The organism is Streptomyces griseoviridis (genome assembly GCF_005222485.1).
GTDB classification, from domain to species: Bacteria; Actinomycetota; Actinomycetes; order Streptomycetales; family Streptomycetaceae; genus Streptomyces; species Streptomyces hintoniae.
On sequence record NZ_CP029078.1, the window covers coordinates 4,096,892 to 4,123,051 of the forward strand.

Annotated in this window: 26 protein-coding genes; 8 read left to right on the forward strand and 18 right to left on the reverse strand. The window is 72.0% G+C overall.

The window, feature by feature from the left end; translation table 11 throughout:
• Nucleotide 1: 1 nt before the first annotated feature.
• The 3 genes from DDJ31_RS17255 to DDJ31_RS17265 are packed head-to-tail and all read right to left on the reverse strand — an operon-like array spanning nucleotide 2 to nucleotide 4,073.
• The gene (locus tag DDJ31_RS17255) at nucleotides 2–1,600 is read right to left on the reverse strand and encodes an acyl-CoA carboxylase subunit beta (protein ID WP_127179395.1); all 1,599 of its coding nucleotides are present in this window, start codon (nucleotides 1,598–1,600) and stop codon (nucleotides 2–4) included.
• Complete coding sequence (locus DDJ31_RS17260; protein ID WP_127179394.1) at nucleotides 1,597–3,282, reverse strand: acyclic terpene utilization AtuA family protein; 1,686 nt, start codon at nucleotides 3,280–3,282, stop codon at nucleotides 1,597–1,599. Before DDJ31_RS17260 ends, DDJ31_RS17255 begins: the two co-directional genes overlap by 4 nt.
• Nucleotides 3,279–4,073: a TIGR03084 family metal-binding protein gene (locus DDJ31_RS17265; protein WP_127179393.1), complete on the reverse strand. Its 795-nt coding sequence runs from the start codon at nucleotides 4,071–4,073 to the stop codon at nucleotides 3,279–3,281. Before DDJ31_RS17265 ends, DDJ31_RS17260 begins: the two co-directional genes overlap by 4 nt.
• A gap of 321 nt (nucleotides 4,074–4,394) precedes the next feature.
• On the opposite strand from DDJ31_RS17265, the gene DDJ31_RS17270 reads away from it, so the two are divergent.
• Nucleotides 4,395–5,189 carry an SDR family oxidoreductase gene (locus tag DDJ31_RS17270; protein WP_127179392.1) on the forward strand — a complete coding sequence of 265 codons (795 nt, stop codon included), beginning with the start codon at nucleotides 4,395–4,397 and terminating at the stop codon, nucleotides 5,187–5,189.
• Nucleotides 5,190–5,244: 55 nt separating this feature from the next.
• On the opposite strand, the gene DDJ31_RS17275 is transcribed toward DDJ31_RS17270, so the two are convergent.
• From DDJ31_RS17275 to DDJ31_RS17295, 5 genes are all read right to left on the reverse strand, one after another.
• Nucleotides 5,245–5,706: a cupin domain-containing protein gene (locus tag DDJ31_RS17275; protein WP_127179391.1), complete on the reverse strand. Its 462-nt coding sequence runs from the start codon at nucleotides 5,704–5,706 to the stop codon at nucleotides 5,245–5,247.
• 8 nt (nucleotides 5,707–5,714) lie between these two features.
• Nucleotides 5,715–6,674 carry a helix-turn-helix domain-containing protein gene (locus DDJ31_RS17280; RefSeq protein ID WP_127179390.1) on the reverse strand — a complete coding sequence of 320 codons (960 nt, stop codon included), beginning with the start codon at nucleotides 6,672–6,674 and terminating at the stop codon, nucleotides 5,715–5,717.
• Between the two features lie 51 nt (nucleotides 6,675–6,725).
• The gene (locus tag DDJ31_RS17285) at nucleotides 6,726–7,736 is read right to left on the reverse strand and encodes an EamA family transporter (protein ID WP_127179389.1); all 1,011 of its coding nucleotides are present in this window, start codon (nucleotides 7,734–7,736) and stop codon (nucleotides 6,726–6,728) included.
• A 158-nt stretch (nucleotides 7,737–7,894) separates the two neighbouring features.
• Nucleotides 7,895–8,689: a GntR family transcriptional regulator gene (locus DDJ31_RS17290; protein ID WP_240678176.1), complete on the reverse strand. Its 795-nt coding sequence runs from the start codon at nucleotides 8,687–8,689 to the stop codon at nucleotides 7,895–7,897.
• Nucleotides 8,686–9,228, reverse strand: coding sequence for a GntR family transcriptional regulator (locus DDJ31_RS17295; RefSeq protein WP_127179388.1), 543 nt, complete (start codon nucleotides 9,226–9,228; stop codon nucleotides 8,686–8,688). Before DDJ31_RS17295 ends, DDJ31_RS17290 begins: the two co-directional genes overlap by 4 nt.
• Before the next feature lie 171 nt (nucleotides 9,229–9,399).
• Here DDJ31_RS17295 and DDJ31_RS17300 point away from each other — a divergent pair, with 171 nt between their 5' ends.
• Nucleotides 9,400–9,795, forward strand: a complete 396-nt coding sequence (locus tag DDJ31_RS17300; protein WP_127179387.1) for an ATP-binding protein — start codon at nucleotides 9,400–9,402, stop codon at nucleotides 9,793–9,795.
• Between the two features lie 38 nt (nucleotides 9,796–9,833).
• Here DDJ31_RS17300 and DDJ31_RS17305 read toward each other — a convergent pair whose 3' ends face one another.
• Nucleotides 9,834–12,962, reverse strand: coding sequence for an FAD-binding and (Fe-S)-binding domain-containing protein (locus DDJ31_RS17305; RefSeq protein WP_127179386.1), 3,129 nt, complete (start codon nucleotides 12,960–12,962; stop codon nucleotides 9,834–9,836).
• A 123-nt stretch (nucleotides 12,963–13,085) separates the two neighbouring features.
• Between DDJ31_RS17305 and serC the strand changes: the two genes are divergently transcribed.
• A complete protein-coding gene (serC, locus tag DDJ31_RS17310) occupies nucleotides 13,086–14,204 on the forward strand; it encodes a phosphoserine transaminase (RefSeq protein WP_127179385.1) in 1,119 nt (372 codons plus the stop codon).
• A gap of 101 nt (nucleotides 14,205–14,305) precedes the next feature.
• Here the strand turns inward: serC and DDJ31_RS17315 are convergent, their stop codons facing one another.
• Genes DDJ31_RS17315 through DDJ31_RS17325 form a run of 3 tightly spaced genes read right to left on the reverse strand, consistent with a single transcriptional unit; the run spans nucleotide 14,306 to nucleotide 16,277 of the window.
• Nucleotides 14,306–15,187 carry a PhzF family phenazine biosynthesis protein gene (locus DDJ31_RS17315; protein WP_127179384.1) on the reverse strand — a complete coding sequence of 294 codons (882 nt, stop codon included), beginning with the start codon at nucleotides 15,185–15,187 and terminating at the stop codon, nucleotides 14,306–14,308.
• A 44-nt stretch (nucleotides 15,188–15,231) separates the two neighbouring features.
• A complete protein-coding gene (locus DDJ31_RS17320) occupies nucleotides 15,232–15,411 on the reverse strand; it encodes a DUF397 domain-containing protein (RefSeq protein WP_127179383.1) in 180 nt (59 codons plus the stop codon).
• Nucleotides 15,408–16,277 (reverse strand): helix-turn-helix domain-containing protein, encoded by an 870-nt coding sequence (locus tag DDJ31_RS17325; RefSeq protein ID WP_127179382.1) that lies wholly within the window; start codon nucleotides 16,275–16,277, stop codon nucleotides 15,408–15,410. The genes DDJ31_RS17320 and DDJ31_RS17325 overlap by 4 nt, the downstream gene beginning before the upstream one ends.
• A 188-nt stretch (nucleotides 16,278–16,465) precedes the next feature.
• Between DDJ31_RS17325 and DDJ31_RS17330 the strand changes: the two genes are divergently transcribed.
• Complete coding sequence (locus DDJ31_RS17330; protein ID WP_127179381.1) at nucleotides 16,466–16,888, forward strand: ATP-binding protein; 423 nt, start codon at nucleotides 16,466–16,468, stop codon at nucleotides 16,886–16,888.
• 230 nt (nucleotides 16,889–17,118) lie between these two features.
• Here DDJ31_RS17330 and DDJ31_RS17335 read toward each other — a convergent pair whose 3' ends face one another.
• The 3 genes from DDJ31_RS17335 to DDJ31_RS17345 are packed head-to-tail and all read right to left on the reverse strand — an operon-like array spanning nucleotide 17,119 to nucleotide 19,384.
• Nucleotides 17,119–17,733 carry a DUF5753 domain-containing protein gene (locus DDJ31_RS17335; protein ID WP_240678175.1) on the reverse strand — a complete coding sequence of 205 codons (615 nt, stop codon included), beginning with the start codon at nucleotides 17,731–17,733 and terminating at the stop codon, nucleotides 17,119–17,121.
• 17 nt (nucleotides 17,734–17,750) lie between these two features.
• Entirely contained in the window at nucleotides 17,751–18,599 is an 849-nt protein-coding gene (locus tag DDJ31_RS17340) for a helix-turn-helix domain-containing protein (protein ID WP_127179380.1), read from the reverse strand.
• A gap of 29 nt (nucleotides 18,600–18,628) precedes the next feature.
• Nucleotides 18,629–19,384: a DUF6879 family protein gene (locus DDJ31_RS17345; protein ID WP_127179379.1), complete on the reverse strand. Its 756-nt coding sequence runs from the start codon at nucleotides 19,382–19,384 to the stop codon at nucleotides 18,629–18,631.
• A 190-nt stretch (nucleotides 19,385–19,574) separates the two neighbouring features.
• Here DDJ31_RS17345 and DDJ31_RS17350 point away from each other — a divergent pair, with 190 nt between their 5' ends.
• Nucleotides 19,575–19,799: a DUF397 domain-containing protein gene (locus DDJ31_RS17350; protein ID WP_127179378.1), complete on the forward strand. Its 225-nt coding sequence runs from the start codon at nucleotides 19,575–19,577 to the stop codon at nucleotides 19,797–19,799.
• A gap of 27 nt (nucleotides 19,800–19,826) precedes the next feature.
• The gene (locus DDJ31_RS17355) at nucleotides 19,827–20,300 is read left to right on the forward strand and encodes a hypothetical protein (protein WP_127179377.1); all 474 of its coding nucleotides are present in this window, start codon (nucleotides 19,827–19,829) and stop codon (nucleotides 20,298–20,300) included.
• On the opposite strand, the gene DDJ31_RS17360 is transcribed toward DDJ31_RS17355, so the two are convergent.
• Nucleotides 20,276–21,781 carry an FAD-dependent monooxygenase gene (locus tag DDJ31_RS17360; RefSeq protein ID WP_127179376.1) on the reverse strand — a complete coding sequence of 502 codons (1,506 nt, stop codon included), beginning with the start codon at nucleotides 21,779–21,781 and terminating at the stop codon, nucleotides 20,276–20,278. The genes DDJ31_RS17355 and DDJ31_RS17360 overlap by 25 nt on opposite strands.
• Before the next feature lie 57 nt (nucleotides 21,782–21,838).
• Between DDJ31_RS17360 and DDJ31_RS17365 the strand changes: the two genes are divergently transcribed.
• On the forward strand, nucleotides 21,839–22,465 hold the full coding sequence (locus DDJ31_RS17365; RefSeq protein ID WP_127179375.1) for a TetR/AcrR family transcriptional regulator C-terminal domain-containing protein: 627 nt from the start codon (nucleotides 21,839–21,841) through the stop codon (nucleotides 22,463–22,465).
• A gap of 111 nt (nucleotides 22,466–22,576) precedes the next feature.
• Here DDJ31_RS17365 and DDJ31_RS17370 read toward each other — a convergent pair whose 3' ends face one another.
• The gene (locus DDJ31_RS17370; RefSeq protein ID WP_127179374.1) at nucleotides 22,577–24,148 is read right to left on the reverse strand and encodes a cellulase family glycosylhydrolase; all 1,572 of its coding nucleotides are present in this window, start codon (nucleotides 24,146–24,148) and stop codon (nucleotides 22,577–22,579) included.
• A gap of 109 nt (nucleotides 24,149–24,257) precedes the next feature.
• Nucleotides 24,258–25,247 (reverse strand): WD40 repeat domain-containing protein, encoded by a 990-nt coding sequence (locus tag DDJ31_RS17375; protein WP_127179373.1) that lies wholly within the window; start codon nucleotides 25,245–25,247, stop codon nucleotides 24,258–24,260.
• Nucleotides 25,248–25,412: 165 nt separating this feature from the next.
• On the opposite strand from DDJ31_RS17375, the gene DDJ31_RS17380 reads away from it, so the two are divergent.
• The gene (locus DDJ31_RS17380; protein ID WP_127179372.1) at nucleotides 25,413–26,087 is read left to right on the forward strand and encodes a GDSL-type esterase/lipase family protein; all 675 of its coding nucleotides are present in this window, start codon (nucleotides 25,413–25,415) and stop codon (nucleotides 26,085–26,087) included.
• Nucleotides 26,088–26,160: the final 73 nt, after the last annotated feature.

The window sequence follows — 26,160 nt, forward strand, 5'->3', positions numbered from 1 at the left end:
CTCACATCCGGAAGACGCCGAAGCCGCCGCGCGCGCCCTCGTAGGGCGCGGTGTGCACGGCGGACAGGCACAGGCCGAGAACGGTGCGGGTGTCGCGCGGGTCGATGACGCCGTCGTCGTAGAGCCGCCCGGACAGGAACATCGGCAGCGACTCCGACTCGATCTGCCGCTCCACCATGGCGCGCAGGGCGGCGTCCGCGTCGTCGTCGTACGGCTGCCCCTTCGCGAGCGCGGACTGGCGGGCGACGATCGACAGGACCCCGGCGAGCTGCTGCGGGCCCATGACGGCTGACTTGGCGCTGGGCCAGGAGAACAGGAAGCGCGGGTCGTAGGCGCGCCCGCACATGCCGTAGTGCCCGGCGCCGTAGGAGGCGCCCAGCAGGACGGACAGGTGCGGGACCCGGCTGTTGGCGACCGCGTTGATCATCATCGCGCCGTGTTTGATGATGCCGCCCTGCTCGTACTCCTTGCCGACCATGTAGCCGGTGGTGTTGTGCAGGAACAGCAGCGGGATGTCGCGCTGGTTGGCGAGCTGGATGAACTGGGCGGCCTTCTGCGACTCCTCGCTGAACAGCACGCCCTGCGCGTTGGCGAGGACGCCGACCGGGTAGCCGTGCAGGCGGGCCCAGCCGGTCGTCAGGCTGGTCCCGTACAGCGGCTTGAACGCGTCGAAGTCGGAGCCGTCGACGATCCTGGCGATCACCTCGCGCGGGTCGAAGGGCACCTTGAGGTCGCCGGGGACGATCCCGAGGAGTTCGTCGGGGTCGTACAGGGGCGGCTCGGCCGGACCCGGATCGCCGTACGCCTTGCGGTGGTTGAGGCGGGCCACCACCCGCCGCGCCTGGCGCAGCGCGTCCCGCTCGTCGACGGCGAAGTGGTCGGCGAGACCCGACACCCGCGCGTGCATCTCGGCGCCGCCGAGCGACTCGTCGTCGCTCTCCTCGCCGGTGGCCATCTTCACCAGCGGCGGCCCGCCGAGGAACACCTTGGCGCGCTCCTTGACCATGATGACGTGGTCGGACATGCCGGGGATGTAGGCGCCGCCCGCCGTGGAGTTGCCGAAGACGACGGCGACGGTGGGGATGCCGGCCGCCGAGAGCCGGGTCAGATCACGGAAGATGGCGCCGCCGGGGATGAAGATCTCTTTCTGGGACGGCAGATCGGCGCCGCCCGACTCGACGAGGCTCACGCAGGGCAGCCGGTTGGCGAGCGCGATGTCGTTGGCGCGCAGGGCCTTCTTCAGCGACCAGGGGTTGCTCGCGCCGCCGCGCACGGTCGGGTCGTTGGCGGTGATCAGGCACTCGACGCCCTCGACGACCCCGATGCCGGTGACGAGGGAGGCCCCGACGGTGTACTCGCTGCCCCAGGCGGCCAGCGGGGACAGTTCGAGGAACGGGGTGTCCGGGTCGAGGAGCAGCTCGATGCGCTCCCGGGCGAGCAACTTGCCGCGCTTGCGGTGCCGTTCGACGTATTTGACGCCGCCGCCCGCGAGCGCCTTGGCGTGCTCGGTGTCGAGGTCGGCGAGCTTGCCGAGCATGGCCGCGCGGTGGTCACGGTAGTCCTGTCCCGTGACGTCGAGCGCGGTGGGGAGGACGGTCACAGCAGGGCCTCCGGCAGATCGAGGTGGCGGGCGCGCAGCCATTCGCCGAGCGCCTTGGCCTGCGGGTCGAAGCGGTGCTGGGCGGCGACGCCCTCGCCGAGGATCCCCTCGACGACGAAGTTCAGGGCGCGCAGCCGGGGCAGGACGTGCCGGGTGACGGGCAGTCCACGGCTCTCCGGGATCAGCTCCTCGAACCGCTCGACGGTGAGTTCGTGGGCGAGCCACCGCCAGGCGTCCTCGGTGCGGGCCCACACCCCGACGTTGGCGTCCGCGCCCTTGTCGCCGCTGCGGGCCCCGGCGACCAGGCCGAGCGGCGCCCGCCGCACCGGCCCGGCGGGCAGCGGCTTCGGCAGCGCGGGCGGCGGGAGCGCGGCGAGGGCCAGGGTGGCGGCGGGCGGCGGCACGGGGTGGCGCTGCCCGTCGGGCAGGACGGCCACCTGCCGGACGTCGGACTGCGGCACGTACCCGGCCTCGAAGACGCCGTAGGGCGTGCCCTTCCCCGGCGGCGCGAGGACGTGGAAGCCCGGGTAGCTGGCGAGGGCCAGCTCGACGGCGGCACCGCTCAACGACCGTCCGACGACGGCCTGTTCGGCGTCCCGGACGACGAGCCGCAGCAGTGCGCTCGCGGTCTCCTCGGTCGGCGCGTCGGGCCGGTCGGTGCGGACCAGCTCCCACCGCACCTCCTTCGGGGGCGACTTGGCGAGCGCGTCGGCCATCTGGGCGCGCACCAGGTCGGCCTTGGCGTCGATGTCGAGTCCGGTGAGCACGAAGACGACCTCGCCCCTGAAGCCGCCGAGCCGGTTGCGGCCGACCTTGAGGTCGGGCGGCGGTGCCTCGCCGCGCACGCCCTCGATCCTGACCCGGTCGGGCCCGTCCTGGACGAGCCGCACGGTGTCGAGGCGGGCGGTGACATCGGGCCCCGGGTAGCGGGCGCCGCCGGTCTCGTAGAGCAGTTGGGCGGTGACCGTGCCGACGTCGACGATCCCGCCGGTGCCGGGGTGCTTGGTGATGACGGCGGTGCCGTCCTCGTGGATCTCGGCGAGCGGGAACCCGGGCCGCCCGAGCCCGCCCGGCACCTCGCCGAAGAAGGCGTAGTTGCCGCCGGTGGCCTGCGTCCCGCACTCCAGGACATGCCCGGCGACGACGGCCCCCGCGAGCCGGTCGTGGTCGTCGGGCCGCCAGCCGAAGTGGGCGGCGGCGGGCCCGGTGACCAGCGCCGCGTCCGTCACCCGCCCGGTGACGACGACGTCCGCGCCGGCCGTCAGACAGGCGGCGATCCCGAACCCGCCGAGGTAGGCGTGGGCGGCGAGGCTGCCGGGGTGCGCGGCGGTGAGATCGTCCCCCTCGACATGCGCGACCCGGGCGGGCACCCCGACCCGCTCGGCCAACTCCCGTACGGCGACGGCGAGTCCGGCCGGGTTGAGGCCACCGGCGTTGACGACGATCCGCACCCCGCGCTCCGCCGCGAGCCCGAGCCCCTCCTCCAACTGCCGCAGGAACGTGCGCGCGTACCCGGCGTCGGGGTTCTTCAGCCGGTCCCTGGCGAGGATCAGCATGGTCAGCTCGGCGAGGTAGTCGCCGGTGAGGACGTCGAGTTCACCGCCGGTGAGCATCTCGCGCAGCGCGTCGAAGCGGTCGCCGTAGAACCCGGAGGCGTTGCCGATCCGCAGGGGCGCGGTCACGCGGCGGCCCCCTTCGGCGGGCGTCCGGGCCCCGGCGGGCCCGCGAAGGACTGGGCGATGTCGAGCCAGCGGTCGGCGTCCTGGCCGGTGGCGGTGACCGCCAGGTCGGCGCGGTGGGCGCGCTGGGTGACCAGCAGACAGAAGTCGAGGGCGGGCCCGGTGACCCGCTGCGCGGCGTCCTCGGGCCCGTACCCCCACAACTCGCCGCCGGGAGCCGTGAGTTCGACCCGGAACGGCTCGGCGGGGACGGCCAGCGAACGGGCGGCGAAGGCGAAGTCGCGGGCCCGGACGCCGATGTGCGCGACATGCCGCAGCCGTTCGGTCGGCACCCGGACCACGCCGAGCGCGTCCGCGACGTCCTGGCCGTGGGCCCAGGTCTCCATCAGCCGCCCGGTGGCCATGGACGCGGCCGACATCGGCGGCCCGTACCAGGGGAAGCGGGCGCCGGGCGGGGCGTCGCGCAGGGCCCGCGCCAACGCGGACCGCCCGGCCCGCCACCGCGCGAGCAGCTCGGCGGGCGGCAGCGCGGCCCCTTCCTCCGCACCGGCGTCGACGAACGACTCGGGGGCGGCGAGGGCCTTCTCCACCAGCACACGGAAGCCGTCCTGGTCGGTCACGGCCAGCAGGGCGGAGTGGTCGGTCCAGGCGAGATGGGCGATCTGGTGCGCGATGCTCCAACGGGGCGCGGGAGTCGCGAGCGTCCACGACTCGGGCGCCAACTCGGCGACGAGCAGATCGAGTTCGTCGCTCTCCGCACACAGGTCGTCGATGACGGGCGTCGGGTCGGCCATGAGGGGGAGCATGGCAGGGGCGCGATAAACAAGCAAGCGTGCTTGCATGAATTGATGCGAGGGGGTGAGGCCGGGAGGGGTGGCCCGGCGGGGGCTGGACCTGGCCCACCGGGACCGGGCTCCGCTCGCTTGCCTGCTTGCTTGCCCGCTTGCTTGGAGTGCACTCCAAGGTCATAGCGTCGAGCCGGCTGAACCGCACAGGCGAGGAGGCCGAACCCCACACCCGACGCGGCGACGGCGTCGACGCGTCATCCCGTAGGACCGACAAGCGCTAACAAGCGCTGACAAGCACCGACAACAAACCGACAGGAACGGCGGCACGTGGTGGACCACCCCTTCACACCCCATGCGGAACTCTTCAGTCTGCGAGGAAAGCGCGCGCTCGTCACCGGTGGCACCCGGGGCATCGGAATGATGATCGCGCGTGGCCTCCTCCAGGCGGGCGCCCGCGTGGTCATCAGCTCACGCGACGCAAAGGCGTGCGCTCGGGCGCGAGAACAGCTGTCCGCGTTCGGTGAGGTGCGGGCCGTCCCCGCCGACCTGTCCCGCCACGACGAGTGCCGGCGACTGTCCGACCTGGTCACGGCCGGCTCGGAGCGCCTCGACATCCTCGTCAACAACGCGGGCGCCCTGTGGGACGAGCCGCTGGAGACGTTCCCGGACGAGGCCTGGGACACGGTCGTCGACCTCAACCTGAAGTCGCCGTTCTGGCTGGTCCAGGCGCTGCTGCCGGCACTGCGCGAGGCGGGCACCGCCGACGATCCCGCGCGGATCATCAACATCGGCAGCATCGCCGCCATCCACATCCCCCAGCGGCCCAACTACTCGTACTCCAGCAGCAAGGCCGCCCTGCACCAGCTCACCCGGGTGCTCGCCAAGGAACTGGGACCGCAGCACGTCACCGTGAACGCCGTGGCGCCCGGACCGTTCCCGTCGACGATGATGGCGGCGACCCTCGACGAGTTCGGCGAGGCGATCGCGGCGGCGGCCCCCCTGCGCCGGATCGGCCGCGACGACGACATGGCGGGCGTCTCGGTGTTCCTCGCCGGCCGGGCGGGCGCGTACCTGACGGGGGCCGTGATCCCGGTCGACGGCGGCATCGCCACCACCGCGTAGGCGGCCCAGGGTCACCGCCCTGCGCGGTCGCCGCAGCGGTCGCACAGCGGGCGCTTCACGAGGCGTACTGGTCCGAGATCTCGGTGGCGTAGCTCTTCCAGAGCGGCCCCATGGTCTCGGCGTTGACCGGCTGCCCGGAATCGATCATGGCCTTGAAGTCGCGGAAGTACTGCACGTACAGGTCAGGCGTGAAGGTGTTCAGCATGACGGCGTTCTCGTCGCCGACGTTGGCGAACGTGTGCGGCGCCCCGGCCGGCACGATGACCCAGGTGCCCGGCCCGGCGTCGTGGTGGTCCTCGCCGACGGTGAACCTAAACGTCCCCGCCAGCACGTAGAAACCCTCGTCGTGCTGGGCGTGGCGATGCTGCAACGGGCTCGGGGTGCCCGGCGGGATGGTGACCTCGGCGAACCCCAGCCGGTGGTCGGTGTGCTCGCCGTTCTCCAGGATGCGGATCCGCTGCGCCCCGCTGCCGAGGATCTCGCCCTCACCGGGGCGGACGATGTTGACCTTCGCCATGACGTCTCCTATTGCTCGTGCCTGCCTTGGTCACCACCATCCTTGTCCCGGCCGGCCGGGCGCGTCCTGGTCGTCCGCGCACGGTTGCTGGTCACCAGTGCACGGGCGTTGTAGCCGTACGTCGCCTTGAAGAGCTTGCTGAAGTGGGTGGGGTCGGAGAATCCCCACCGGGCGGCCACGGCGGTGACCGTGCGTCCGCTTCCGGTCAGCTCGGCCCGGCAGCGCTCCAGGCGGCGACGGCGGATCAGGGCCGCGACGGTGAGCGGCTGGTCCTCGAACAGCTTGTGCAGCCGGCGTACGGACATGTGATGGGCGGCGGCGATGCCGGGCGGGGACAGACCGGGATCGGCGAGCCGGGTCTCGATGTAGCCGACGATCCGGCTCCGCAGCCACTCGTCGGGGGCCGGCTGTTCGTCGCCGAGCCGCGACTCCAGTGCGACGGCGATCAGCTCGACGACGGCCGCCGCCGACCGCAGCGCCTCCGCCTCGCGGAACGCGGACGCCGACCGCGCCGACTCCCGGGCCAGCACGGAGACGAGGGCACCCGGGCCGTGGCTGCCGTCGATGCGTCTGCCGACGAGCCGGTCGATCTGCGCGGGCCTGATCCGAAGCTCCCGGCGCGGCACCAGGATGGTGACGTGCGCCGCGGCGGTGCTCTCGAACCGGAGCGCGCGGGTGGGGTCGAGCAGGACCAGGTCGGTCGGCCCGAGGTCGGCGTCGCTGCGCCCCTGCTCGATCCGCGTCCGGCCCCGGGTCATCACCTTGACCGCCAGGTGCTCGCCGTCGGAGGCGTCGCGCTCCCGCCCGACGCAGGCGCTCTCGGGGGTGTCGAGGGAGACCAGCCGCAGCGGCCCGAGGTCACAGGTGGCGATCCCGCCCCGGAAGCCGGCCCCGGCCAGTTTGTTGACCAGCGGCGGAAACCCGCTGGCAGCCAGCTCGTCCTGGAACGACTCAAGGTTGCCGATCACCGGTCCAGGGTAACGACGGCACGGATGCCCAGGCAGGCCGCCGGGCGGGGATCACTCGCCCGAGGCCTGAACCCGACGACCGTCACCGTCGCCCTCGCCCCTGCCCGTGTCCCGGGCCTTCGCCCGCGTCCGGCGCCGCCGTCCCACCTGGGTCCGCACCGCGCCCATGCTGGCCGCGACGACGAACGCGATGGCGAGCGCCTGGGTCGCGGAGAGCGCCTGGTGCAGGACGAGGAAGCCGGCCGTCGCCGCGATCGCCGGTTCCAGGCTCATCAGGACGGCGAAGGTGGAGGCCGGGAGGCGGCGCAGGGCGAGGAGTTCGAGCGTGTAGGGCAGCACGGAGGAGAGCACCGCGACGCCCGCGCCGAGCAGCAGCGTCGTCGGGTCCAGGAGCTTCGAGCCGGACTCGGCGATGCCCAGCGGCAGGAAGAGGACCGCCGCCACGGCCATGGCGAGCGCCAGCCCGTCGGCCTGTGGGAAGCGGCGTCCCGTGCGGGCGCTGAACAGGATGTACGTGGCCCACATGGCACCGGCGCCGAGCGCGTAGGCGACGCCGACCGGGTCGAGGGTGTCGAAGCCTCCGCCGCCGAGGAGGAAGACGCCGACCAGGGCGAGGGCGGCCCAGACGGCGTTGACGGCGCGGCGGGACGCGAGGACGGAGAGGGCGAGCGGCCCGAGCACTTCCAGGGTGACGGCGGCGCCGAGCGGGATGCGGTCGACGGCCTGGTAGAAGAGGCCGTTCATGGCGCCCATGGTGACGCCGAAGACGACGACGGTGCCCCAGTCGGCCCGCGAGTGGCCGCGCAGCCGGGGCCGGCAGACCAGGAGCAGCACGATCGCGGCGACCAGCAGCCGCAGCGAGACGACGCCGAGCGCGCCCGCCCTGGGCATCAGGGAGATCGCGAGCGCGGCGCCGAACTGCACGGAGATCCCCCCGGCGAGCACCAGCCCGACCGGGCCGAGGGAGCCCCGGCGACCGGGTTCGGGGACGTGGGACGCGGCGGCGGAAGGGGAGGACGGCGCCTGGGCGGCGGCTGCGACTGCTGCGTCGGGGGTGCTCACGGGCGTTCCACGGGGGCTCGGGCCTGACGGGCGGGTGCGGTTCGTGCAGTGCGATGGACTTCTGAGTCCAGGGTAGTGGACTCGGTCAGGTGTGTGAACTGATGACACCACTGTCAGGGGTGGCACTCACCACTCACGGAGCCAGCGGGGCGCTGCCGTCACTCGGGCCGGAACTCGTACTCCACCTCGTACAGGTGACCGGCCTTGACCATCACACTGACCTCGATGGGGCGTTCACCGTCGGCGCCATCGGTGTGGACGACCCGGAGGGTGCGCAGGACGGGCAGGCTGCTGGTGAGGCGCAGGGCTTCGTACTGCTCGCGGGTGGGAATCCTCGCGGAGACGCGGTCCACGCTGCGGCGGGGCGGGTGGCCGAGCGCGTCCAGGAGGACCGGAGTGCCGCCTCTGATCTTGCGCCGGTCCATCATGGGCGTACCGCGAGCGATGTCCAACGGGTAGTACGACGAGACGAGTTCGGCGGGTTCGTCGTCGATCAGCAGGAGCTGGGCGCGCAGCAGCGCCGTGCCGTCCTCGGCGAGCCCGAGGGCGGCTCGGACATCTGCGGGCGGACGCCTCTCCCCGACGTCCAGAAGTTCGCTGCGGGCGTGCGTACCGTGGCGTGCCGCCTCGGTGAGCCAGCGGTGCGTCTCGCCGGCTCCGGCGGGCGCGAGGGAGGCCGCCGGACGTACGGTGCGCTGGCGGTGTTCACGGACGGTCACCGCGGCGCCCGCGCGCCCCACCACCAGGTGCTCGTCCTTGAGGAGCAGCAGCGCCTTCTGCACGGTGGCGTTCGAGGCGTCGAAGCGGGTCTTGAGCTGTGCGGTGGACGGGAGACTGGCCCCCGGCGGCAGCTCCCCGCTCATGATGTCGTCGCGCAGGTCGGCCGCGATGCGTTCGTGCAGCGAACGGCGGTCGAAGGATTCCGGGTCGGCCTTGGGCACGATCGTCGTCACCCGATCCTGATCTCGTAGCGCAGCCGTTGCCGTCGTGCGGGCATGACCATGCGGTCGACCTGGAGGGGGCGCTCGTCGCGGTCCAGGGTGACTCGGGTCAGCCGCAGCACCGGCTCGCCCGGGGCGGTCCGCAGGGCGTGCCGTTCGTCGTCGTCGGGGAGGTCCGCCGTGACGTCCTCCCGGACGAGGGCGCCGACGTGGCCGAGGTCCGCGAGGAGGGTGACGGCGCCGCCGGGGATCTTGGCGGTGCCAGCGAGTCCGGTGCCCCGGGCGATGGCGAGCGGGTAGTAGGTGTCGGTCAGTTCGCTCGGCTCGTCGTCCAGGAGGATCACCCGCCTCCGCACGACGACCGTCGCACCGTCCTCGACGCCGAGGAGCCCGGCCACCTCGGCGGGCGCGGGCACCTCACCGGCCCGCACGATCCGCTGCGTCCCGCGCCGCCCGCGAGCCGCCGCCTCGGCGGCCCAGGCGTCACCCTGCCCGGCCGCGCGCGGCGTCAGATACGGCACGGACGTACTGATCCACCCACCGACACCCACAACACCCTCCCGCACCCTCACCCGAAGACCTCTGCCCGAGCTTGCCGCGTCACACGTTAGGCGACCCCGCTGACGGGGCACGTGTGCGATCCATCTCAACCTAGCTACCTTTCGCGAATAGCGATAAGGTTACGCCGTCAAACGCCCAGAGCCAAAGGCGGTGGCCCTCTCGTGCCCTTGTCACGGCAACGCCGTTTCCCCCGTTCACGCGCCTCCGTGCGCGATGCCCGCGACTTCGTCGTCCAGGTCCTGACGGAATGGGGCTGCCGCGACCGGCTGGACGACATACGGCTGTGCGCCTCGGAACTGGCCACCAACGCGGTGCTGCACGGCGTACCGCCGGGGCGGGAGTACAGCGTGACCGTCTCCTGGGACGACACGATCGTCCGGCTCGGTGTCCGGGACAGCGGTGGCGGAACTCCGACCCCGCGGGACGCGGACAGCGAGGCGTGCACCGGCCGTGGCCTGCTCCTCGTCCGTGAGGTGGCCGACGACCTCGGGGTCACGGAGCACCTCGTCGGGAAGACGGTCTGGGCGTCCTTCAAGATGCCAGGCACCCTGCCCTGAACCTCTCCTCAGCTCCTCATGGTCCGGAGCGCCTGAGATCACTCACCCCCGTCTGCTCCCCCCGGCGTCCGCGGCAGGGCCTCCGCGAGGATTTCCGCGAGGTGGGTGCCTCTGATGCCCGCCAGTTGGGACAGTTGGGTGCGGCAGGAGTAGCCGTCGGCGAGGATCGCCGTGGCGGCGGTCGCGGCCCGCACCGAGGGCAGGAGCTGTTCCTCCGCGCAGGCCGTCGACACCTCGAAGTGCCTTTTCTCGAAGCCGAAGTTGCCCGCGAGGCCGCAGCAGCCGCCGGAGAGTTCGCCGGTGAGTCCCGCCGCCTCGCGCAGCCTGCGGTCCGGCGCGTCGCCGAGCACCGCGTGCTGGTGGCAGTGGGTCTGCCCGGCGACGGGACGGTCCACGGCGGGCGGGGTCCAGCCGGGCGCGAGGCTTTCGAGGGCCTCGGCGAAGGTGAGGACGCGGGCGGCGAGACGGGCCGCGCGCGGGTCGTCGTGGAGCAGTTCGGGCAGGTCGGTGCGGAGGGCGGCGGCGCAGCTCGGTTCGAGGACGACGAGCGGCGGTCCGTCGGCGCCGTCGTCGTCGAGGATCGGGGCGAGGAGGTCGAGGGTGCGGCGCAACACGGCTCGCGCGCGGTCGAGTTGGCCGGTGGAGACATAGGTCAGGCCGCAGCAGACCCGGCCGCGCGGGGCGAACGGGTTGAGGAGGCGGGTGTGGCCGTCGGCGATCCGCCCGGTCGTCCAGCGCCGGGTCGGCGGCAGGACGACCGTGATGCCGGCCGCCTCAAGGACGCGCACGGCGGCCCGCCCCACGGACGGCGAGAGGTGCTCGGTGAAGGTGTCGGGCCACAGCACGACGAGCGGCCCGGCCCCGGCCCCGGTCCCGGTCTCGGCTCCGGCCCCGGTCCCCGCCCCGGCTCCGGTCTCGGCTCCGGTCTCGGCCCCGGCCCCGGCCCCCGCCCCGGTCCCGGCCCCGGCCCCCGCCCCGGCTCCGGTCCCGCCCACGCCCGCGTCTTCGCCTCTCCCGCTGCCACTCCCGCTGCCACTCCCGCTGTCCGCCTGCCCCCTGCCGGCCCGCCCCCTGCCGGCCTTCCCCCCGTCCGCCCTCCCCCGCCGCGCCCACCACGTGCTGAACGTCTCGCTCGCCAGTTCCGGGATCTGTCGTTCGGGCGCGATTCCCGCCGCCCGTTTCGCCAGCCGGGCGAGGACGCCCACCCGGGCCAGCGCGTTGACGGCGGTGGCGGTCCGGGTGCGGGTCACCCAGCGCAGCCAGAGGGGCAGCAGCCCCATCGAGTAGTGGGCGGCGGGACGGCGTCGTCCGGCGTAGTGGTGGTGCAGGAACTCCGCCTTGTAGGTGGCCATGTCGACCTCGACGGGGCAGTCCGAGCGGCAGCCCTTGCAGGACAGGCAGAGGTCGAGCGCGTCCCTGACCTCCGTCGAGCGCCAGCCGTCGGTGACGACGTCCCCGGCGAGCATCTCGTGCAGCAGCCTGGCCCGGCCGCGGGTGGAGTGCCGTTCCTCGCCGGTGGCACGGAAGGACGGGCACATCACGGCGGGGCCCGCCGTCTCGGTGGTCCGGCATTTCGCGACGCCCACGCAGCGGCGGACGGCGGCCGAGAAGTCCCCGGCGTCGGACGGGTACCCGAAGGCGACGTCGACGGGTTCGCGCGGCAGGACGGCGAAGCGCAGGTTGCTGTCGAGCGGGTCGGGCCGCACCAGCATGCCGGGGTTGAGGAGGTCGTCGGGGTCCCACACCCCCTTGGCCCGCGCGAACAGCGCGACCAGGTCGTCGCCGTACATCGCGGGGAGGAGTTCCGCGCGGGCCTGCCCGTCGCCGTGCTCACCGGAGAGGGAGCCGCCGTGCGCGACGACGAGCGCGGCCAGCTCCTCGGAGAACCGCCGGAACCGGGCCACGCCCGCCTCGGTGAGCAGGTCGAAGTCGATGCGGACGTGGATGCAGCCGTCGCCGAAGTGCCCGTAGGGGGTGCCGCGCAGCCCGTGCGCGGTGAGGAGTTTCCGGAATTCCCGCAGGTAGGGGCCGAGCCGGGCGGGCGGCACGGCGCAGTCCTCCCAGCCGGGCCACGCCTCCGAGCCGCCGGGCGTCCGGGTGGCGGTGCCGCTGGCGTCCTCGCGGACGCTCCACAGCGCGCGCTGCCCGGCCGGATCGGTGACGACGCGCGCGTCGAGGCAGTCGGCGCCCCGCACGATCGCGTCGGCACGCGCGCGTGCCTCGCCGTCGCTCGCGCCGCCGGTCTCGACGAACAGCCAGGCGCCGCCGCGCGGCAGCCCGGCGCCGGACGCCGGGACCAGGTCGGCGGCCATCCCCTCCACGGTGAGCGGCCCCTGCGGCAGCAGCCCGGCGGCGGCCTCGGCGGCGGCGCTCTCGTCGGCGTACCCGAGGACGGCGAGGGCGCGCGCGGCCGGCGTCTCGACGAGCCGCACGACGGCCTCCGTGACGACGCCGAGGGTGCCCTCGGAGCCGCAGAGGGAGCGGGCGACGTCGACGCCGTTCTCGGGCAGCAGCGCGTCGAGCGCGTACCCGGAGATGCGTCGGGGCAGCTCCGGGTACCCGGTGCGCAGCAGGGCGAGGTCCCGTTCGACGAGGGCCCGCAGTCCGTCGGGGGCGCCGGCCCACCCGCGTCCGGCGCGCAGCCGTCGTCCGCGCGCGGTGAGGACGTCGAGGCTGTGCACGTTGTCGGCGGTGGTCCCCCAGGCGACGCTGTGCGAGCCGCAGGAGTTGTTGCCGATCATGCCGCCGAGGGTGCAGCGGCCGTGTGTGGACGGGTCGGGGCCGAAGCGCAGGCCGTGCGGGGCGGCGGCGGCCTGGAGCCGGTCGAGGACCAGGCCGGGCTGGACGACGGCGGTGCGGGCCTCGGCGTCGAGGGCGAGCAGGCCGTTCATGTGCCGGGTGAAGTCGAGGACGACGCCGGTGCCGGTGGCCTGCCCGGCGATGGAGGTGCCGCCGCCGCGCGGGACGACGGGCACGGCGTGCGCGCGGCAGACGGCGAGGACGGCGGCGACGTCGTCGGCGTCGACGGGCGCGACGACGCCGAGCGGGACCCGCCGGTAGTTGGAGGCGTCCATGGTGTTCAGGGCCCGGGAGGTGACGTCGAACCCGACGTCACCGCGGACGGCGTCGCGCAGCTCCCTTTCGAGCGACGCGTCACGTTCCGACATGCGTTCACCTCAAGACCATCGGACCGGCGGGTACGGGGCTCCAGGTTCCCTCCCCCCACCGGCGGCGTCTCACCCGACGGACGACGTTTCGCCCGCGTTTCCTCCAGCGGATACCCTCCCTGCGTGGCTGAGATCCAGATCCCCTCTGACATCAAGCCCGCGGACGGACGTTTCGGCGCGGGACCCTCCAAGGTGCGGACGGAGGCGCTGGACGCCCTCGCCGCGACCGGCACGTCCCTGCTGGGCACCTCCCACCGCCAGGCACCGGTGAAGAACCTGGTCGGCTCGGTGCGCGAGGGCGTGACCGAGCTGTTCCAGCTCCCGGACGGCTATGAGGTCGTCCTCGGGAACGGCGGCTCGACCGCGTTCTGGGACATCGCGACGCACGGTCTCATCTCCTCCAAGTCCCAGCACCTCACGTTCGGCGAGTTCAGCTCGAAGTTCGCGAAGGCGGCCAAGCTGGCGCCGTGGCTGGCCGACCCGACGATCGTCTCCGCCGACCCGGGCACCCACCCGGAGCCGCGCGCGGAGGCGGGCGTCGACGTGTACGCCTTCACCCACAACGAGACGTCGACGGGTGTCGCCGCCCCGATCAAGCGGGTGGCGGGCGCCGACGAGGGCGCGCTCGTCCTGGTGGACGCCACGTCCGGCGCGGGCGGCCTGCCGGTCGACATCGCGGAGACGGACGTCTACTACTTCGCGCCGCAGAAGTCGTTCGCCTCCGACGGCGGCCTGTGGATCGGCGTGTTCTCCCCGGCGGCGATCGAGCGCGCCGAGCGCGTCCACGCGTCGGGCCGGCACGTCCCGGAGTTCTTCAGCCTGCCGACGGCGATCGACAACTCCCGCAAGAACCAGACGTACAACACGCCCGCGCTCGCCACCCTGTTCCTCCTCGACGAGCAGCTGAAGTGGATCAACGGGCAGGGCGGTCTGGCCTGGTCGACGGCGCGCACGAAGGACTCCTCGACCCGCCTGTACAGCTGGGCGGAGGAGTCGAAGCACGCGACGCCGTTCGTCACGGACGCGGCGAAGCGCTCACAGGTCATCGGCACGATCGACTTCGCGGACGAGATCGACGCGAGCGCCGTCGCGAAGGTGCTGCGCGCCAACGGCATCGTCGACACCGAGCCGTACCGCAAGCTGGGCCGCAACCAGCTCCGGGTGGCGATGTTCCCGGCGATCGACCCGGCGGACGTCGAGGCGCTGACGCGCTGCGTGGACTACGTGATCGAGAAGCTGTAGCGGCTAAGGCGACAGCGACGGACGAGACGGAGGGCGCCCGGCGGTTCCGACGAACCGCCGGGCGCCCTCCGTCGTCCCGTCCCGTCTCGTCCCGTCCCGCCTCAGTGGTCGATGCGCGCGCCGGTCCCGCCGACGCGCACGCGCGGGTCGCCCGCCCGGAGGGTGACGGTCAGCTCACCGGGCCGGCCGAGGTCCTCCCCCTGCCGCAGGGTGAGCACGGCGTCCTCGGCGACGAGCCCCAACTCCCGCGCGTAGGCGCCGAAAGCGGCCGCTGCGGCGCCGGTCGCGGGATCTTCGACGACCCCGCCGACGGGGAACGGGTCCCGGACGTGGAAGACCGTGCCGGTGCCGGTTCCGGTGTCGTCCCGCCACACCAACTGGACGGTGGTCAGGTCGAGTCGGCGCATCAGGGCTTCGAGGCGGGCGAAGTCGTAGTCGAGGTCGGCGAGTCGGGCGCGGGTCGCCGCGCCGAGGACGAGATGCCGGGCCCCCGCGAACGCGACGCGCGGCGGGAAGGCCGGGTCGAGATCGGCGGCGGGCCAGCGGAGCGCGGCGAGCGCCTCCTCGACGTCGGCGCCGTCGATGTCCTCGACGTAGGGCTCGACGCTGGTGAGGGTGGCGCGGAGGGCGCCGCCGTCCTCGGTGACCACGACCGGGACGGTACCGGCGCGCGTCTCGAAGACCAGCTCACCCGGCCCGATCCGCTCGGCGAGCGCGACGGCGGTGGCGACGGTGGCGTGCCCGCAGAAGGGGACCTCGGCCTTGGGGCTGAAGTACCGGACGCGGAAGGTCCGCGCGTCCCCACCCGGGTCGGGCGTGAGGAACGCAGACTCCGAGTACCCCAGCTCGGCGGCGACGGCGAGCATGTCACCGTCACCGAGCCCACGGGCGTCGAGCACGACACCGGCGGGGTTGCCGCCGCCGGGGGCGCTGGAGAAGGCGGTGTAGCGCAGCACGGCGGGGCGGGGCGGTTCGGTGGTCACGGGGGTGGGAACACGTCCGGTTCCCATCCGTATTCCCGCCCCCGTCAGACGGCCCGAAGAAACCGCCGCCAACTCTCGACGGAGAGGGTGAGGAGGGGGCCGTCCGGGTGCTTGCTGTCGCGGATCGCTGCCCGGCCATCGCCAACCGAGTCGGCGACCTCTACGCAGTTGCCCTCCTGCGAGGAGTGTGACGACTTCCGAAAGTTTTCAACACCTCTGTTCATGATGCCTCCTTCTCGAGGTCGGCCAACACCTTGCGAATGAACCGTGCACTTGCCTCGGGTGACAGTGCCGCCGAACGTAGTTGGTCGTAAGCATTGCTGAAACGGGAGAGATCTTGGGGCGGCTCGATGATGGAGGTGCCCAGGAGGTTCTCCATGGTGACAGCCTCGACGACTGGCTCGGAGTCGAAACTGAAGGAGGAGAACGCGTAGGACGAGCCGGCGATTGCACCGGCGCTGAAAGGCAGCACCTGCAAGGTGACGTTCCGTCGCTTCGCCACCTCAAGGATCGCGGACAGCTGATCCCGATGGACCTCGACACTCATCAGTGGATGAGCGATGACCGCTTCCCACAGGATGGCCGAATAGACCGCATCACCCCTATCGATCTTGGCCTTTCGTCCCGCGCGGACCATGACCAAGTGCTCCAGCTGTTCTGGGGAAATGTAGTTCGGCCCAGCAGAGATCGTCGCCTCAGCGTAGGCCGGAGTCTGCAAGAGCCCAGGGACGAGTACCGGCTGCCACTCGCGGATGTACGTCGCGTCGTCCTCCAGCGCGATGTGGTCCAAATAGTCAGGTCGCAGATGTGCCGCGTGCTCCAACCACCAGCCCCGGTTCTTGGAGTGCTTGGCCAGCTCCTCCAACTTGGCCCGGACATCCGGGTCCTTGATGCCGTACGCGTCCAACAGCAGCCGCACCTCGATGACGCGCGCGGTGACATGCCCGGTCTCAAGGCGGCTGATGCGGGCCTGACTTGCCGCGATGATGTCCGCGGCCTCCAACTGATCGAGCTTGGCGGCCAGTCGGTACGTCCTGAGCGCGGTTCCCAGACGCCTGCTGCGCACGGTCGGTCGTCCTGATGCGGGCATGGGCCCTCCCTTCTCCTGCGGTCACGATGACACACAGGCAACGCCCATTGGGGTCGAGTCACTCGATCGAGTGGACGAGTGAATGTATTCACTGAAGGCTATTGCGGGCCGACGGAAAATCGCCCTAGCTTCATGGCGGCGCCCACAGCGAGCGCATCTTGACGGCACGTCAGGAGGTACGGCACCCCATGCCCGCAACCGAGACCTTCCGCATCCCCAGACACCGAAGGCACGTCCCGACCGCGCGCCACCACGTGCTCAAGGCGCTCGCGGGCTGGGGCGTCTCAGGCGAACTCGTCGACTGTGTCGTCCTGTTGGCCAACGAACTCGTCACCAACGCGGTGACCCACTGCCGCGTCACGCACGCCCAGGTCAAGGTCACGCTGACGCTGGAGGGGCGGGACCTGCTGCTGGAGGTCTCGGACCCCGACCGGGATCGGCTGCCCCTCCCCCACCACTCCACCCCGGACGAGGAAGGCGGCCGCGGCCTCGCCCTCGTCGAGGCGCTGGCCGACGAATGGGGTCACCGGCAGGACCCGTTCACGAAGTGCGTGTGGGCCAGGTTCCGGCTTCCCGGCTCGGAGGGCGACGATGTTCCGCCGGCCGCGTAGGACTCGTCCCGAGGACGATCGCGAACTCGCCCGCGAGGTGCGGATACCGGACCCGTACGTCTGGCGGCTCCCGACTCCCCGCGACGCGCGCTGGATCCGCTGGTCCAAGCGGTGCCGCGCGGCCGGCCGCTATCTGCCGTTCCCGGGTGAGGAAGCCTGCTGGCAGACACCGGAACGCCCCGACCCACCTCACCGGCAGGCCGGGGACGACGTAGTGCGGCTGTACGTACTCAGACCGTGAGACCGCTGCGCGCGCGGACGATGAGCTGCCGGGCGTCATCGCCGTGGACGGCGGACCGCGCGTGCGCGTCCCAGACCTTCCGATGCAGCGCGACGGCGTCAGCGTCGTCGAGCCAGTGCTCGGCATGCCAGTCCTCGACGACGACGAGACGTTCGTCCACCATCGTGAACGAGCTGCCGACCAGCAGTCGCAGTCCGGCGCTGAACGGCACCACCCCGAGGCTGACGGTGTCCAGGTCCAACACCGCGAGGATCCGGTCCAGTTGAGCTGCCATGACCGCCGGCGGACCGAGCCGGGCGTGCAGCGCGCCCTCCCAGATGAGTTGATGCAACTTCTTACCCGGAAGTCCCAGCCACTCCTGCCGCTTCAGACGCGCGCTCACCGCGTCGTTCGTGTCCTTGGGAATGTCCCTCAGCTCACCCAGGCCGTCGAAGACGCATCGCGCGTAGTCGGCGGTCTGGAAGAGGCCGGGGACGATGCCGGGCTCCCAGGAACGCACCGTGCTCGCGTTGAGCACCAGGGAGTTCCACTCGTCCTGGACCGGGCGGTGCCCTGCGTCCAGTCGCCCCTGCCAAGGACGCGTCCGTCCGGTATCGGTACTCATGGGCCCACCAGCCTTCCTCAGCGGTGCAGACCGCTCCGTGCTCGGGCGATGACTCTCTGTGCGTCGGGACCATACACGGCACCGCGAGCGAGCATGGTCCAGATCCGGCCGTACAGGGCGACCGACTCCGCGTCGTCGAGAATGAGTCCGGCGTGCCAGGCCTCGACGGTGACCAGCCGTTCGTCAAGGATCGAGAAGGCGTGCCCCGGGGTCAGTTCTGTCTCGATATCGAGCGGCACGACCCCGAGCCGCACGGTGTCCATGCCGACCGCGCCCAGAAGCCGGTCCAACTGCGCCGCCTGGACCTCCGCCGAGCACACCCTGACCCGGAGCGCCGACTCCAGCATGAGGACGTGCAGTTCCTTGCCCGGCCGGTAGAGCCATTCCTGCCGCTTCATCCGCGCGCGTACCGCGTCGTCGGCGTCCTTCGGGGTGTTCCGGAGGTTCGCCCGGCTTTCGAAGAGGGCGCGCGCGTAGTCAGGGGTCTGCAACATGCCGTGGACGACACCGGTCTGCCAGGCCCGGATGGTTCGCGTGCCGGAGACGAGAGTGGTGTAGTTCTCCTGCGCCGCGCGGTGACCGCTGGCCAACTGGCGCCGCCAGGACCGGATATGGCTCTCGAAGCCCTTCAGCCGCGCGCTCAGCTCACCAAACACCTGAGGCTGTCCGGTGGCTTCGGCCCAGGCGCGGAGGTCGCCGTCGGTGGGGGTCTGCCTACCGTTCTCCAGCTTGCTGATTTTGGACTGGGGCCAGCCGAGCCGTCGGGCCAACTCCGCGCCGGTGAGCCGGCTCCGAGGACTCTCGTGCCGGAGTTCCCGGAGCCTTCGCCCCAGTTCCTCTCGCGCCCTCTGGTAATCCGTGCTCACCGGTGCCCGTTCAGTGCTCTACATGTCGTTCAGTCGGCGCGCTCCAGCTTCGCCAGGAAGTCCCGCCGCTCGGATGCGTGATGCCAAGCAGCATCCCTGAATCGAGAGCAGCGCACCACCTCCGACGGTTCGGTGATCAGCTCGACGTGCATGAGGCGGTCGTCGTCGTCGAAGTGCATGAGGGCGACGATCCGGCTGTCGAACAGCCAGAAGTCCTCGGCGGGGAGCCGAAGCCGCTCGGCATCTGCTCGCCACAGGTTGCGGATGTCCTCACCAGCGGCGATGTTGCGCTTGGCGCTTTCGAGGAGGTAGCGCTGCCCGACGGTTGGTGGATCATCCACCAGACGCACCCGCTCGATCCTCTTGCCTGCCGCGACCCGGTCGGCGATCGCTCGGAACCAGTCGCTCCCCTGCGGGTCGTCGTCAAGCGCTCCAGTCTCGACGAACTGCCGCCAACGATCTCCGCGTTCGTCGCTGGCGTACCGGCGCCGGGTCTCCAGCCGCCATGCCGTGTGCTCGAACTTGTCGAACAACTTGCTGAATTCGTCCCGGCCGATCACTCGCGCTCTGCGCGTCCTGTCCTTCGGCGTCCAGTCCACGAGTAACTCACGAGGGACGACCACTGCCACCTCCCCTTCCGAGAGGTGCTGGAGCTGCCCGATCTCATCAGGGCTGGTCAGGGGAGAGCCCTGCACGATCACTTCCCCGGTGTCCACGTCCTCGTGCACCGCCGGACACTCGTCCTCATCACTGGTCGTCCCGTTGAACCGCAGCCTGCGCGTCACCTGATGACCGCCCTTCCTGGTCGATCTGCTGGGTGATCAAAGCTTGATGGCTGCGCTGAGTGAATGTCCACGCATCCAGAGTGACCACACCCGAATAATCGAAAATATTCACGCCCCCAAGCCCCGCCCCTTCCCTACGGTCGTCCCGGGTCAATCCCCCACCTCCATCGACCGATCCGGAAGGCACCTCATGCAGAACGGCATCGACCTCTACGCCCTCGACATCACCTCCGCCTCCTTCGTCCAGGCCTGCGGCGGCCCCTGTACCGAGGGGTGTGTCACCCTCGCCCGGATCGGGGTCGGCGTCTGGGCCCTCGGGGACAGCAAGCGGCCCGACCTCGAACCCCTCCGCTTCTCCACCGAGGAGCTGGCCGTCGCCGGGATCGACCCGGCGCGGTTCGGGTTGGACGGCTGAGCAGCCCCCTCACCCGTAGCCGCCCCCGTGCACCACCACGCCTACCTCTGGTCAGGACCCAAGTCCCGTTTCGACCACGAGGCGTTGCGGCGGCCCCCGCACTCCGAGCCGCCGCCGCCCGGTGCCCGGCCCGAACTCCTCCAGCGTTATCGGGAGGTCGCCGCCGGGTTCCCCCTCTCCGATCTGCCTCCGCTCGAACCCGCCTACTGGCTCGTCAAGCCCGCCGCCCTGGTCCGTGGCACCTGGGCCGAGGCCGACCGTGCCGTCGCCTGGCTCGCGGAGCAACTCCACCTCCACGCGGCGCGGTTGGCGCACGAGCCGCCGCCCGCCCTCCTCGCCTCCGCCGCCGAGCGGCTCGCCTCCGGAGGTGACGTCTCCCTCGGGTTCTATCTCGAACGCCCCTCCTACCTCTCCCTCGCCCTCCTCACCTGCTCACCCAACCGCGCCGCCCCGCACCTGACTTGCCCGCTCGCCGGTCACTCCGCCGCCCACCCCACATGACCGTCCGGCCGGATCAGCGCCGTGCGGATCTCGGCCCACGCCCCCTCCCGCTTCGCCAGGCGGAGCGCGTGGCGGCGGGTACCGGCCGGGATCATCCGGTCCTCCCCGGCGACGGCGGAGCCGCCCGCGCCGCCCATCCCAGCGGCCTCGGCGACCTGAGCCACCTGCGCCACCTCAGCCGCCCCAGCCGCGGCCTCCGTCCCGCCCGTGAAATCGAGCAGCACGTGGGTGCCCTCCCGTAGCAGGGCGAACAAACTTGTGCCGTCCTCGAAGGGCAGGTCGGGAGCGCGGGTGCCGGTCAGCGGGTGCGCCGGGGACGCGGGCGGGTAGTGGACGTCGAGCGCCGCCAACTGCTCCGCCAACCCCCTTGCGAACTGCGGCTGTTCGCTCATCGCCGTCGAGAGGTGGTCCCGCAGCGCCTGGGTCTCCACCGACCAGGCCGCCATCAGCGCGGTCTGCGCCCGGGTGGACGCCAGCAGCCGGGCACCCACCGGGTGGCGCTCCCCGTGGTAGCTGTCGAGCAGGCCCTCGGACGCCGTCCCGCGCACCGTCGCCGCCAGCTTCCAGCCGAGGTTCGTCGCGTCCTGGAAGCCGACGTTGAGGCCCACCCCGCCGGTCGGGAAGTGCATGTGCGCCGCGTCGCCCGCGAGCAGCACCCGGCCCTTCCGGTAGACCTCGGCCTGCCGGGTCGCGTTGCCGAAGCGGGAGATCCAGTACGGGTCATGGATGCCGAAGTCGGTGCCGAAGACCCGCACCACCCTCGACCTCATCTCCTCCAACGTCAACTCACCCGGATACGCCGAGACTTGGTCCTCCGGTGCCAGGCCGACGAAGCGGGTCAGACCGCCCGGCATCGGCACCGCCATCACCCCGCCCTCCGCGCCGAACCGGCTCACCGCGCCCCCGGCCGACGACAGGTCGGCCACCACGTCACCGAGCCACCCCCACAGGCTCGCGTCCGTGCCGGGGAAGTCGATGCCCGCCGCCGCCCTGACCGCACTGCGGGTGCCGTCGCACCCCACCACGTACCGGGCCTCGACGACGTGGTCACCGGCCGGGCCCGCCACCTCCACGCGGACCGCGTCGGGCCCCTGCGTCAGGCCCGTCACCCGGTGGCCGCGCAGAATCCGCGCGCCCCGGGACCGCGCGTGCGCCTCAAGGAGTTCCTCCGTGCGGGCCTGCGGCAGGAACAGCGTGAAGGGGTAGGGCGTGTCGAGGCTCCGGAAGTCGAGGCGGCTGTCCAGCGCCCCGAAGTGGCCGGTGGGCAGCGGGAATCCGGCGCCGACGAACGCGTCCGCGAGGCCGCGCATCCCCAGGATCTCGACCGTCCGCGGGTGGACGGTGAGCGCCTTGGAGTACGGGTCGCGCTCGCCCCTCGCCTCCAGAACGGTCACCGGCACGCCCTGGAGCCGCAGCTCCGCCGCCAGCCACAGGCCCGTGGGCCCCGCCCCCACGATGACGATCTCTTCCGTCGCGTCCATCACACACTCACCCTTTCTTGGTCGCTGACCAATTACCCGAGCCAGTAAAATAGGTCAATGACCAATAAGCAAGTCCCGTCCGCCGCCGCCCCGGCCCCCCGCACCCGGCTGACCCCCGCCACCGTCGTGGCCGCGGCCCTGCGGCTCCTCGACGACGAGGGCCTCGACACGGTCACCACACGGGCCGTCGCGGACCGGCTCGGCGTGCGCATGAACACCGTGCTGTGGCACGTCAAGACGAAACGGCGGCTCCTGGAGCTGATGGCCGACGGCATCGCCGGCACCATCACCTACGACGGGCTGCCCGAGGACCCGGCCGAACGCGCGCTGGAGCTGATCCGCCGCTACCGGCGCTCACTCCTCGCCCACCGGGACGGCGCCGCGCTGGTCACCGGCACCTACGCGGCCGAACCGCACACCCTGCGCTTCGCCGACACCGTCATCGGCGCCCTCACCGAGCACACCGGCTCGGTGGAGACCTCGGCGCGGACCTGCTTCGCCCTCATCTACTTCACCCTCGGCCTCACCCAGGAGGAACAGGCGATGGCCGACGCGGACCCCGGCCGACTGGACGAAGCCGTCACCAGCGGCCACTACCCCGCCCTGCTCGCCGCCCGCGCCGCCCTCGCCCAGGGCACCTTCCCCGACCGCTTCGAGGACGGCATCCGACGCATCCTCGGCTGACGGCGAGGCGGTACGGGCGCCAACGCCGGACGCCGTCACCGCATGCCGGGGCCGGGCGCCGGCTTCCTGCCCCGCGCGCCCGGCCCCGGCGTCACGCCGCCCGCCGACTCCTCAACTCGCCGTGCAGGTGAGCCCGTTCACACTCCCCCCGCCCGGCGCCGCGCCGAACCCGAAGCTCGCCGAACCGCCCACCGCCAGCGCGCCGTTGTGCGCGGCGTTCGTCACCGTCACCGCCGCGCCCGTCTGGGTGTACGAGCCGTTCCACAGGCTGGTGACCTGCTGCCCGCCGCTGAAGGTCCAGCCCACCTTCCACGACGTCAGCGCCGTCGTACCGGTATTGGTGACCTTCACGTCGCCGTTGAAGCCGCTGCCCCAGTCGCTGCTGACCGTGTACGACGCCGAGCAGGCCGCGCCCGTGCCGCCGCCACCACCGCCGCCACCGCCACCGCCGCTGGGGAAGCCCGCCGCCTTGATGCTCGCCAGGTAGCCGTCCTTCACCGTGTCGACCGTCTGCCAGTCGTCCTTCAGGATGCCGCCGGTGTCACCGGAGTTGGGGTTCCAGGACCAGAACGTCCAGTGGAAGGAGTCACCGCCGTACGTCGACGTCGGCCGCAGGTACGCCACCAGCGCCGCCAGCCACTTCTGGTCCACCGTCGACTGGAGCGTGGTCCCGAACTCCCCCACCCAGACCGGCGCGATGTTCTGCTTGAAGATGTAGCCCCAGTACTTGTCCCAGACGCCCGGCATGTTGTTCGGGAACGTCGGGTCGCTGAACCAGCTCTGCTGGGCCACGCTGGTGGCGTAGTCGTGCGCCGAGTACACCACCCGGTTGGCGACGCTGAGTTGGACCGGGTACTGGCCCACACCCATCAGGTTGCCGCCCCACCAGCCGGAGACGCCGTTGAACGTCTGGACGCCCTCGACGAAGATCAGCAGGTCGGGGTTGACGGACAGCACCGCGTTGCCCGCCCGCTGGGCCGCGAGCCGCCAGTCCGTCGCCGTGTCGCCGCAGCCCCAGCAGGCCGGATCGTGCGGCTCGTTGTGGATGTCGATGCCGACGACCGTGGTCTGGCCCGCGTAACGGGTCGCCAGCGCCTTGAGGTTGGTGACCCACGTCGACTCCGGTACCGACGCCGTGTACCAGAGCGCGGACTGGCCGGCGGCGTCCGGGCGGTGCCGGTCGAGGATCACCTTGAGGCCGTCCTGACCCGCGTACGCCACGATCTTGTCCATCACCTGGAGGGAGTTGAGGCCCTGGAGGTCGGCGTTCTTGCCGCTGGAGAAGTCGATGCTGTTGGGGACCGCGCCGCTCTTGAAGATGTCGTCGCTGTAGGGCAGCCGGATCGTGTTGTACCCGAGCGTCCGCATCTGGTCGATCATGCTCTTGTAGTCCCGGGACCACAGGCCGTGGACGACGTTGTTGCTGGTCTCGAAGCCGAACCAGTTGATGCCCGCGATCCGGACCGGCTGCCCGGCCGCGTCCAGGATCTGCCGGCCGCTGGTGTGCCAGTACCCGGCGCCCGCGTCCGCCCGCGCCACCGCCCCGGCCGGGTCGGTCGCCGCCCCGGCCGGTGGGGCGCCAGGGCCGAGGCCGAGGGACAGCGGGAGCAGGAGCGCGGCCGCGCAGAGCAATCTGCGCGCGCCGCGGAGGGCGTTACCGCCGAACGTGGAGCTGCGTGACATGTCGCTGCTTCCTCTCCGGAGTGCGGGTCCGGAATGCAGATGGGAGCGCTCCCACCACCCGCCGAGTCCATGGAAGCCAGCTATCAGGGACACGTCAAGGACTACGGCGTCACTTGCGACGCGTCAGCCGTCGCAGGCCGAGGAACGCCGCGACCACGGCCGCCACCGCCACCAGCCCCGCCACCTTGAAGTCACCCACGCCACCAGCGCCGTTGTCCCCGGACGCCTGCGAACCACCGTCCGAGGAAGGCGACTTGGCGGAGCCCGCGCCACCGGGCGCGTCCTTCACCTGGACCGGGCTCTGCGCGCCCTCGCTGCCGAAGAGGAGCTTCGTGCCGTCGACGGAGTACGTCACCGACTCGCCCTGCCGCTGGAGCGGCACCTCGAGACGGCCCCCGCGCTTGATCTCGCCGCCGTTCCAGTCGTACCAGATCCCGCCGAAGTAGCCGCGCACGGCGAGCTGTTCGCCGTTGGGGGAGATCGCCGCGTCGGTGGCCCACAGGTCGACCGGGGCGATCGGGCGGAAGATGTTGGCGCCGGTCGCGGAGAGCGTGGCGGGGCCCTGGTAGAGGTGGCCGCCGTCCTCGTCCTTGTCGATGATGTAGACACGGCCGGTCTTCGGGTCGACGACCATCGACTCGGCGTTGCGCGCCCCGTCCTCGTACTTGACGACGAACTGGGTGGCCCTGACCGTCTGGTCCTGAAGCGTCTTCGGCTCGGGCAGCCGGTAGATCCACACGTACGGCCAGGTGCCGCCGAGGTTGTCGCCGATGTCACCGACGTAGATCTGGTTGTCGGGGCCGATGGAGATCGCCTCGACGTCGCGCGGGGAACCGATGCCGCTGAGGGTGACCCTGGCCACCGTCTCGCCGGTGCGGCCGTCGACGGCGTAGATGTACGGGCCGTCGCTGCTGTCGTTGTGGGTCCAGTAGACGCCGGGGTGCAAGCGCGAGGCGGCCAGTCCGCTCGACTCGGCGATCCGGGGGTCCTTGATGGTGAACCCGCCGTCCCCTTCGGCGGCGGCCGGGGTGGCGGAGACGCCGAACAGGGACCCGGAGACTGCGGCAAGCACGGCGAGTACGGCGAACGGTCGGCGCATGGGCCAAGCCTGCCACTGCCGGCCGCCGCCCTCGGCCACGGACCGCCCCTGCCGCCGCCCGCCACCGGCTCCACCCGCCCGCATGTACGTTTCCTCCCGCTCTGCTCCCGTCCGGGTGTCCGGCCTCACACCCCGGCGGGACGGCCGGTCGTCCATCATGAGCGGATGCTCAGGTTCATGCCCGTCGGCGACTCCATGACGATCGGAAGCGCGGGTGACCACACCTGGCGGTACCGGATCTGGCAGCACCTGTGCGCCACGCACGACGGCCCGTTCACCCTCGTCGGCCCGCGCGAGACGCTCTACGACCCGTCCACCGACGCGCCGACCTCGTACCGGTACGCCGACCCCGGCTTCCCGCGCGGGCACCTGGCCGGCTGGGGCGAGGGCTGGACCCACCTGGCCCCGCTGATCGGCGACGCCGTCCGCGAGACCCGCGCGGACGTGCTGCTCGTCTCCCTCGGCCTGATCGACCTCGGCTTCTACACCAACCCCTGGCAGACGGCACAGAACGTCCGCGCCTTCGTCGCCGGGGCCCGCGCGGCCGCGCCGCGGGTCCGGATGGTGGTGCTGCCGGTCGTACCGAACATCCGGTGCGCCGCGGACGACTCCTTCGCCGCCGAGGTCGCCCTCTTCAACGAACTCCTCGCGAAGGCCGTCGCCGACCTGGACGAGCCCCGCTCACCGCTGCTGCTGGCGTCGGTCCCGCCGTCGTACGACCTCCACCGGCACACCTACGACGGCACCCACCCGAACCCGGCGGGCGAACACCAGATCGCGGCGGCCTTCGCGAACGCCCTGCACCAGGGCTGGGGGGTCGGAGCCGGGTACGACGGGTAGGGGCAGCCCCGGGACGGCGAGCACCGCGGCCGACCGTGCCCGAGGCATATGCGGCGGTAGCCGTGTCCCGGGC

Bases quoted from the DNA above. Each gene is read 5' to 3' on its own strand.
- DDJ31_RS17265 (WP_127179393.1), bottom strand. From the start codon at position 4,073: ATGGCCGACCCGACGCCCGTCATCGACGACCTGTGTGCGGAGAGCGAC.
- DDJ31_RS17275 (WP_127179391.1), bottom strand. From the start codon at position 5,706: ATGGCGAAGGTCAACATCGTCCGCCCCGGTGAGGGCGAGATCCTCGGC.
- DDJ31_RS17305 (WP_127179386.1), bottom strand. From the start codon at position 12,962: ATGTCGGAACGTGACGCGTCGCTCGAAAGGGAGCTGCGCGACGCCGTC.
- DDJ31_RS17320 (WP_127179383.1), bottom strand. From the start codon at position 15,411: ATGAACAGAGGTGTTGAAAACTTTCGGAAGTCGTCACACTCCTCGCAG.
- DDJ31_RS17325 (WP_127179382.1), bottom strand. From the start codon at position 16,277: ATGCCCGCATCAGGACGACCGACCGTGCGCAGCAGGCGTCTGGGAACC.
- DDJ31_RS17330 (WP_127179381.1), top strand. From the start codon at position 16,466: ATGCCCGCAACCGAGACCTTCCGCATCCCCAGACACCGAAGGCACGTC.
- DDJ31_RS17335 (WP_240678175.1), bottom strand. From the start codon at position 17,733: ATGAGTACCGATACCGGACGGACGCGTCCTTGGCAGGGGCGACTGGAC.
- DDJ31_RS17350 (WP_127179378.1), top strand. From the start codon at position 19,575: ATGCAGAACGGCATCGACCTCTACGCCCTCGACATCACCTCCGCCTCC.
- DDJ31_RS17360 (WP_127179376.1), bottom strand. From the start codon at position 21,781: ATGGACGCGACGGAAGAGATCGTCATCGTGGGGGCGGGGCCCACGGGC.
- DDJ31_RS17365 (WP_127179375.1), top strand. From the start codon at position 21,839: ATGACCAATAAGCAAGTCCCGTCCGCCGCCGCCCCGGCCCCCCGCACC.
- DDJ31_RS17370 (WP_127179374.1), bottom strand. From the start codon at position 24,148: ATGTCACGCAGCTCCACGTTCGGCGGTAACGCCCTCCGCGGCGCGCGC.
- DDJ31_RS17375 (WP_127179373.1), bottom strand. From the start codon at position 25,247: ATGCGCCGACCGTTCGCCGTACTCGCCGTGCTTGCCGCAGTCTCCGGG.
- DDJ31_RS17380 (WP_127179372.1), top strand. From the start codon at position 25,413: ATGCTCAGGTTCATGCCCGTCGGCGACTCCATGACGATCGGAAGCGCG.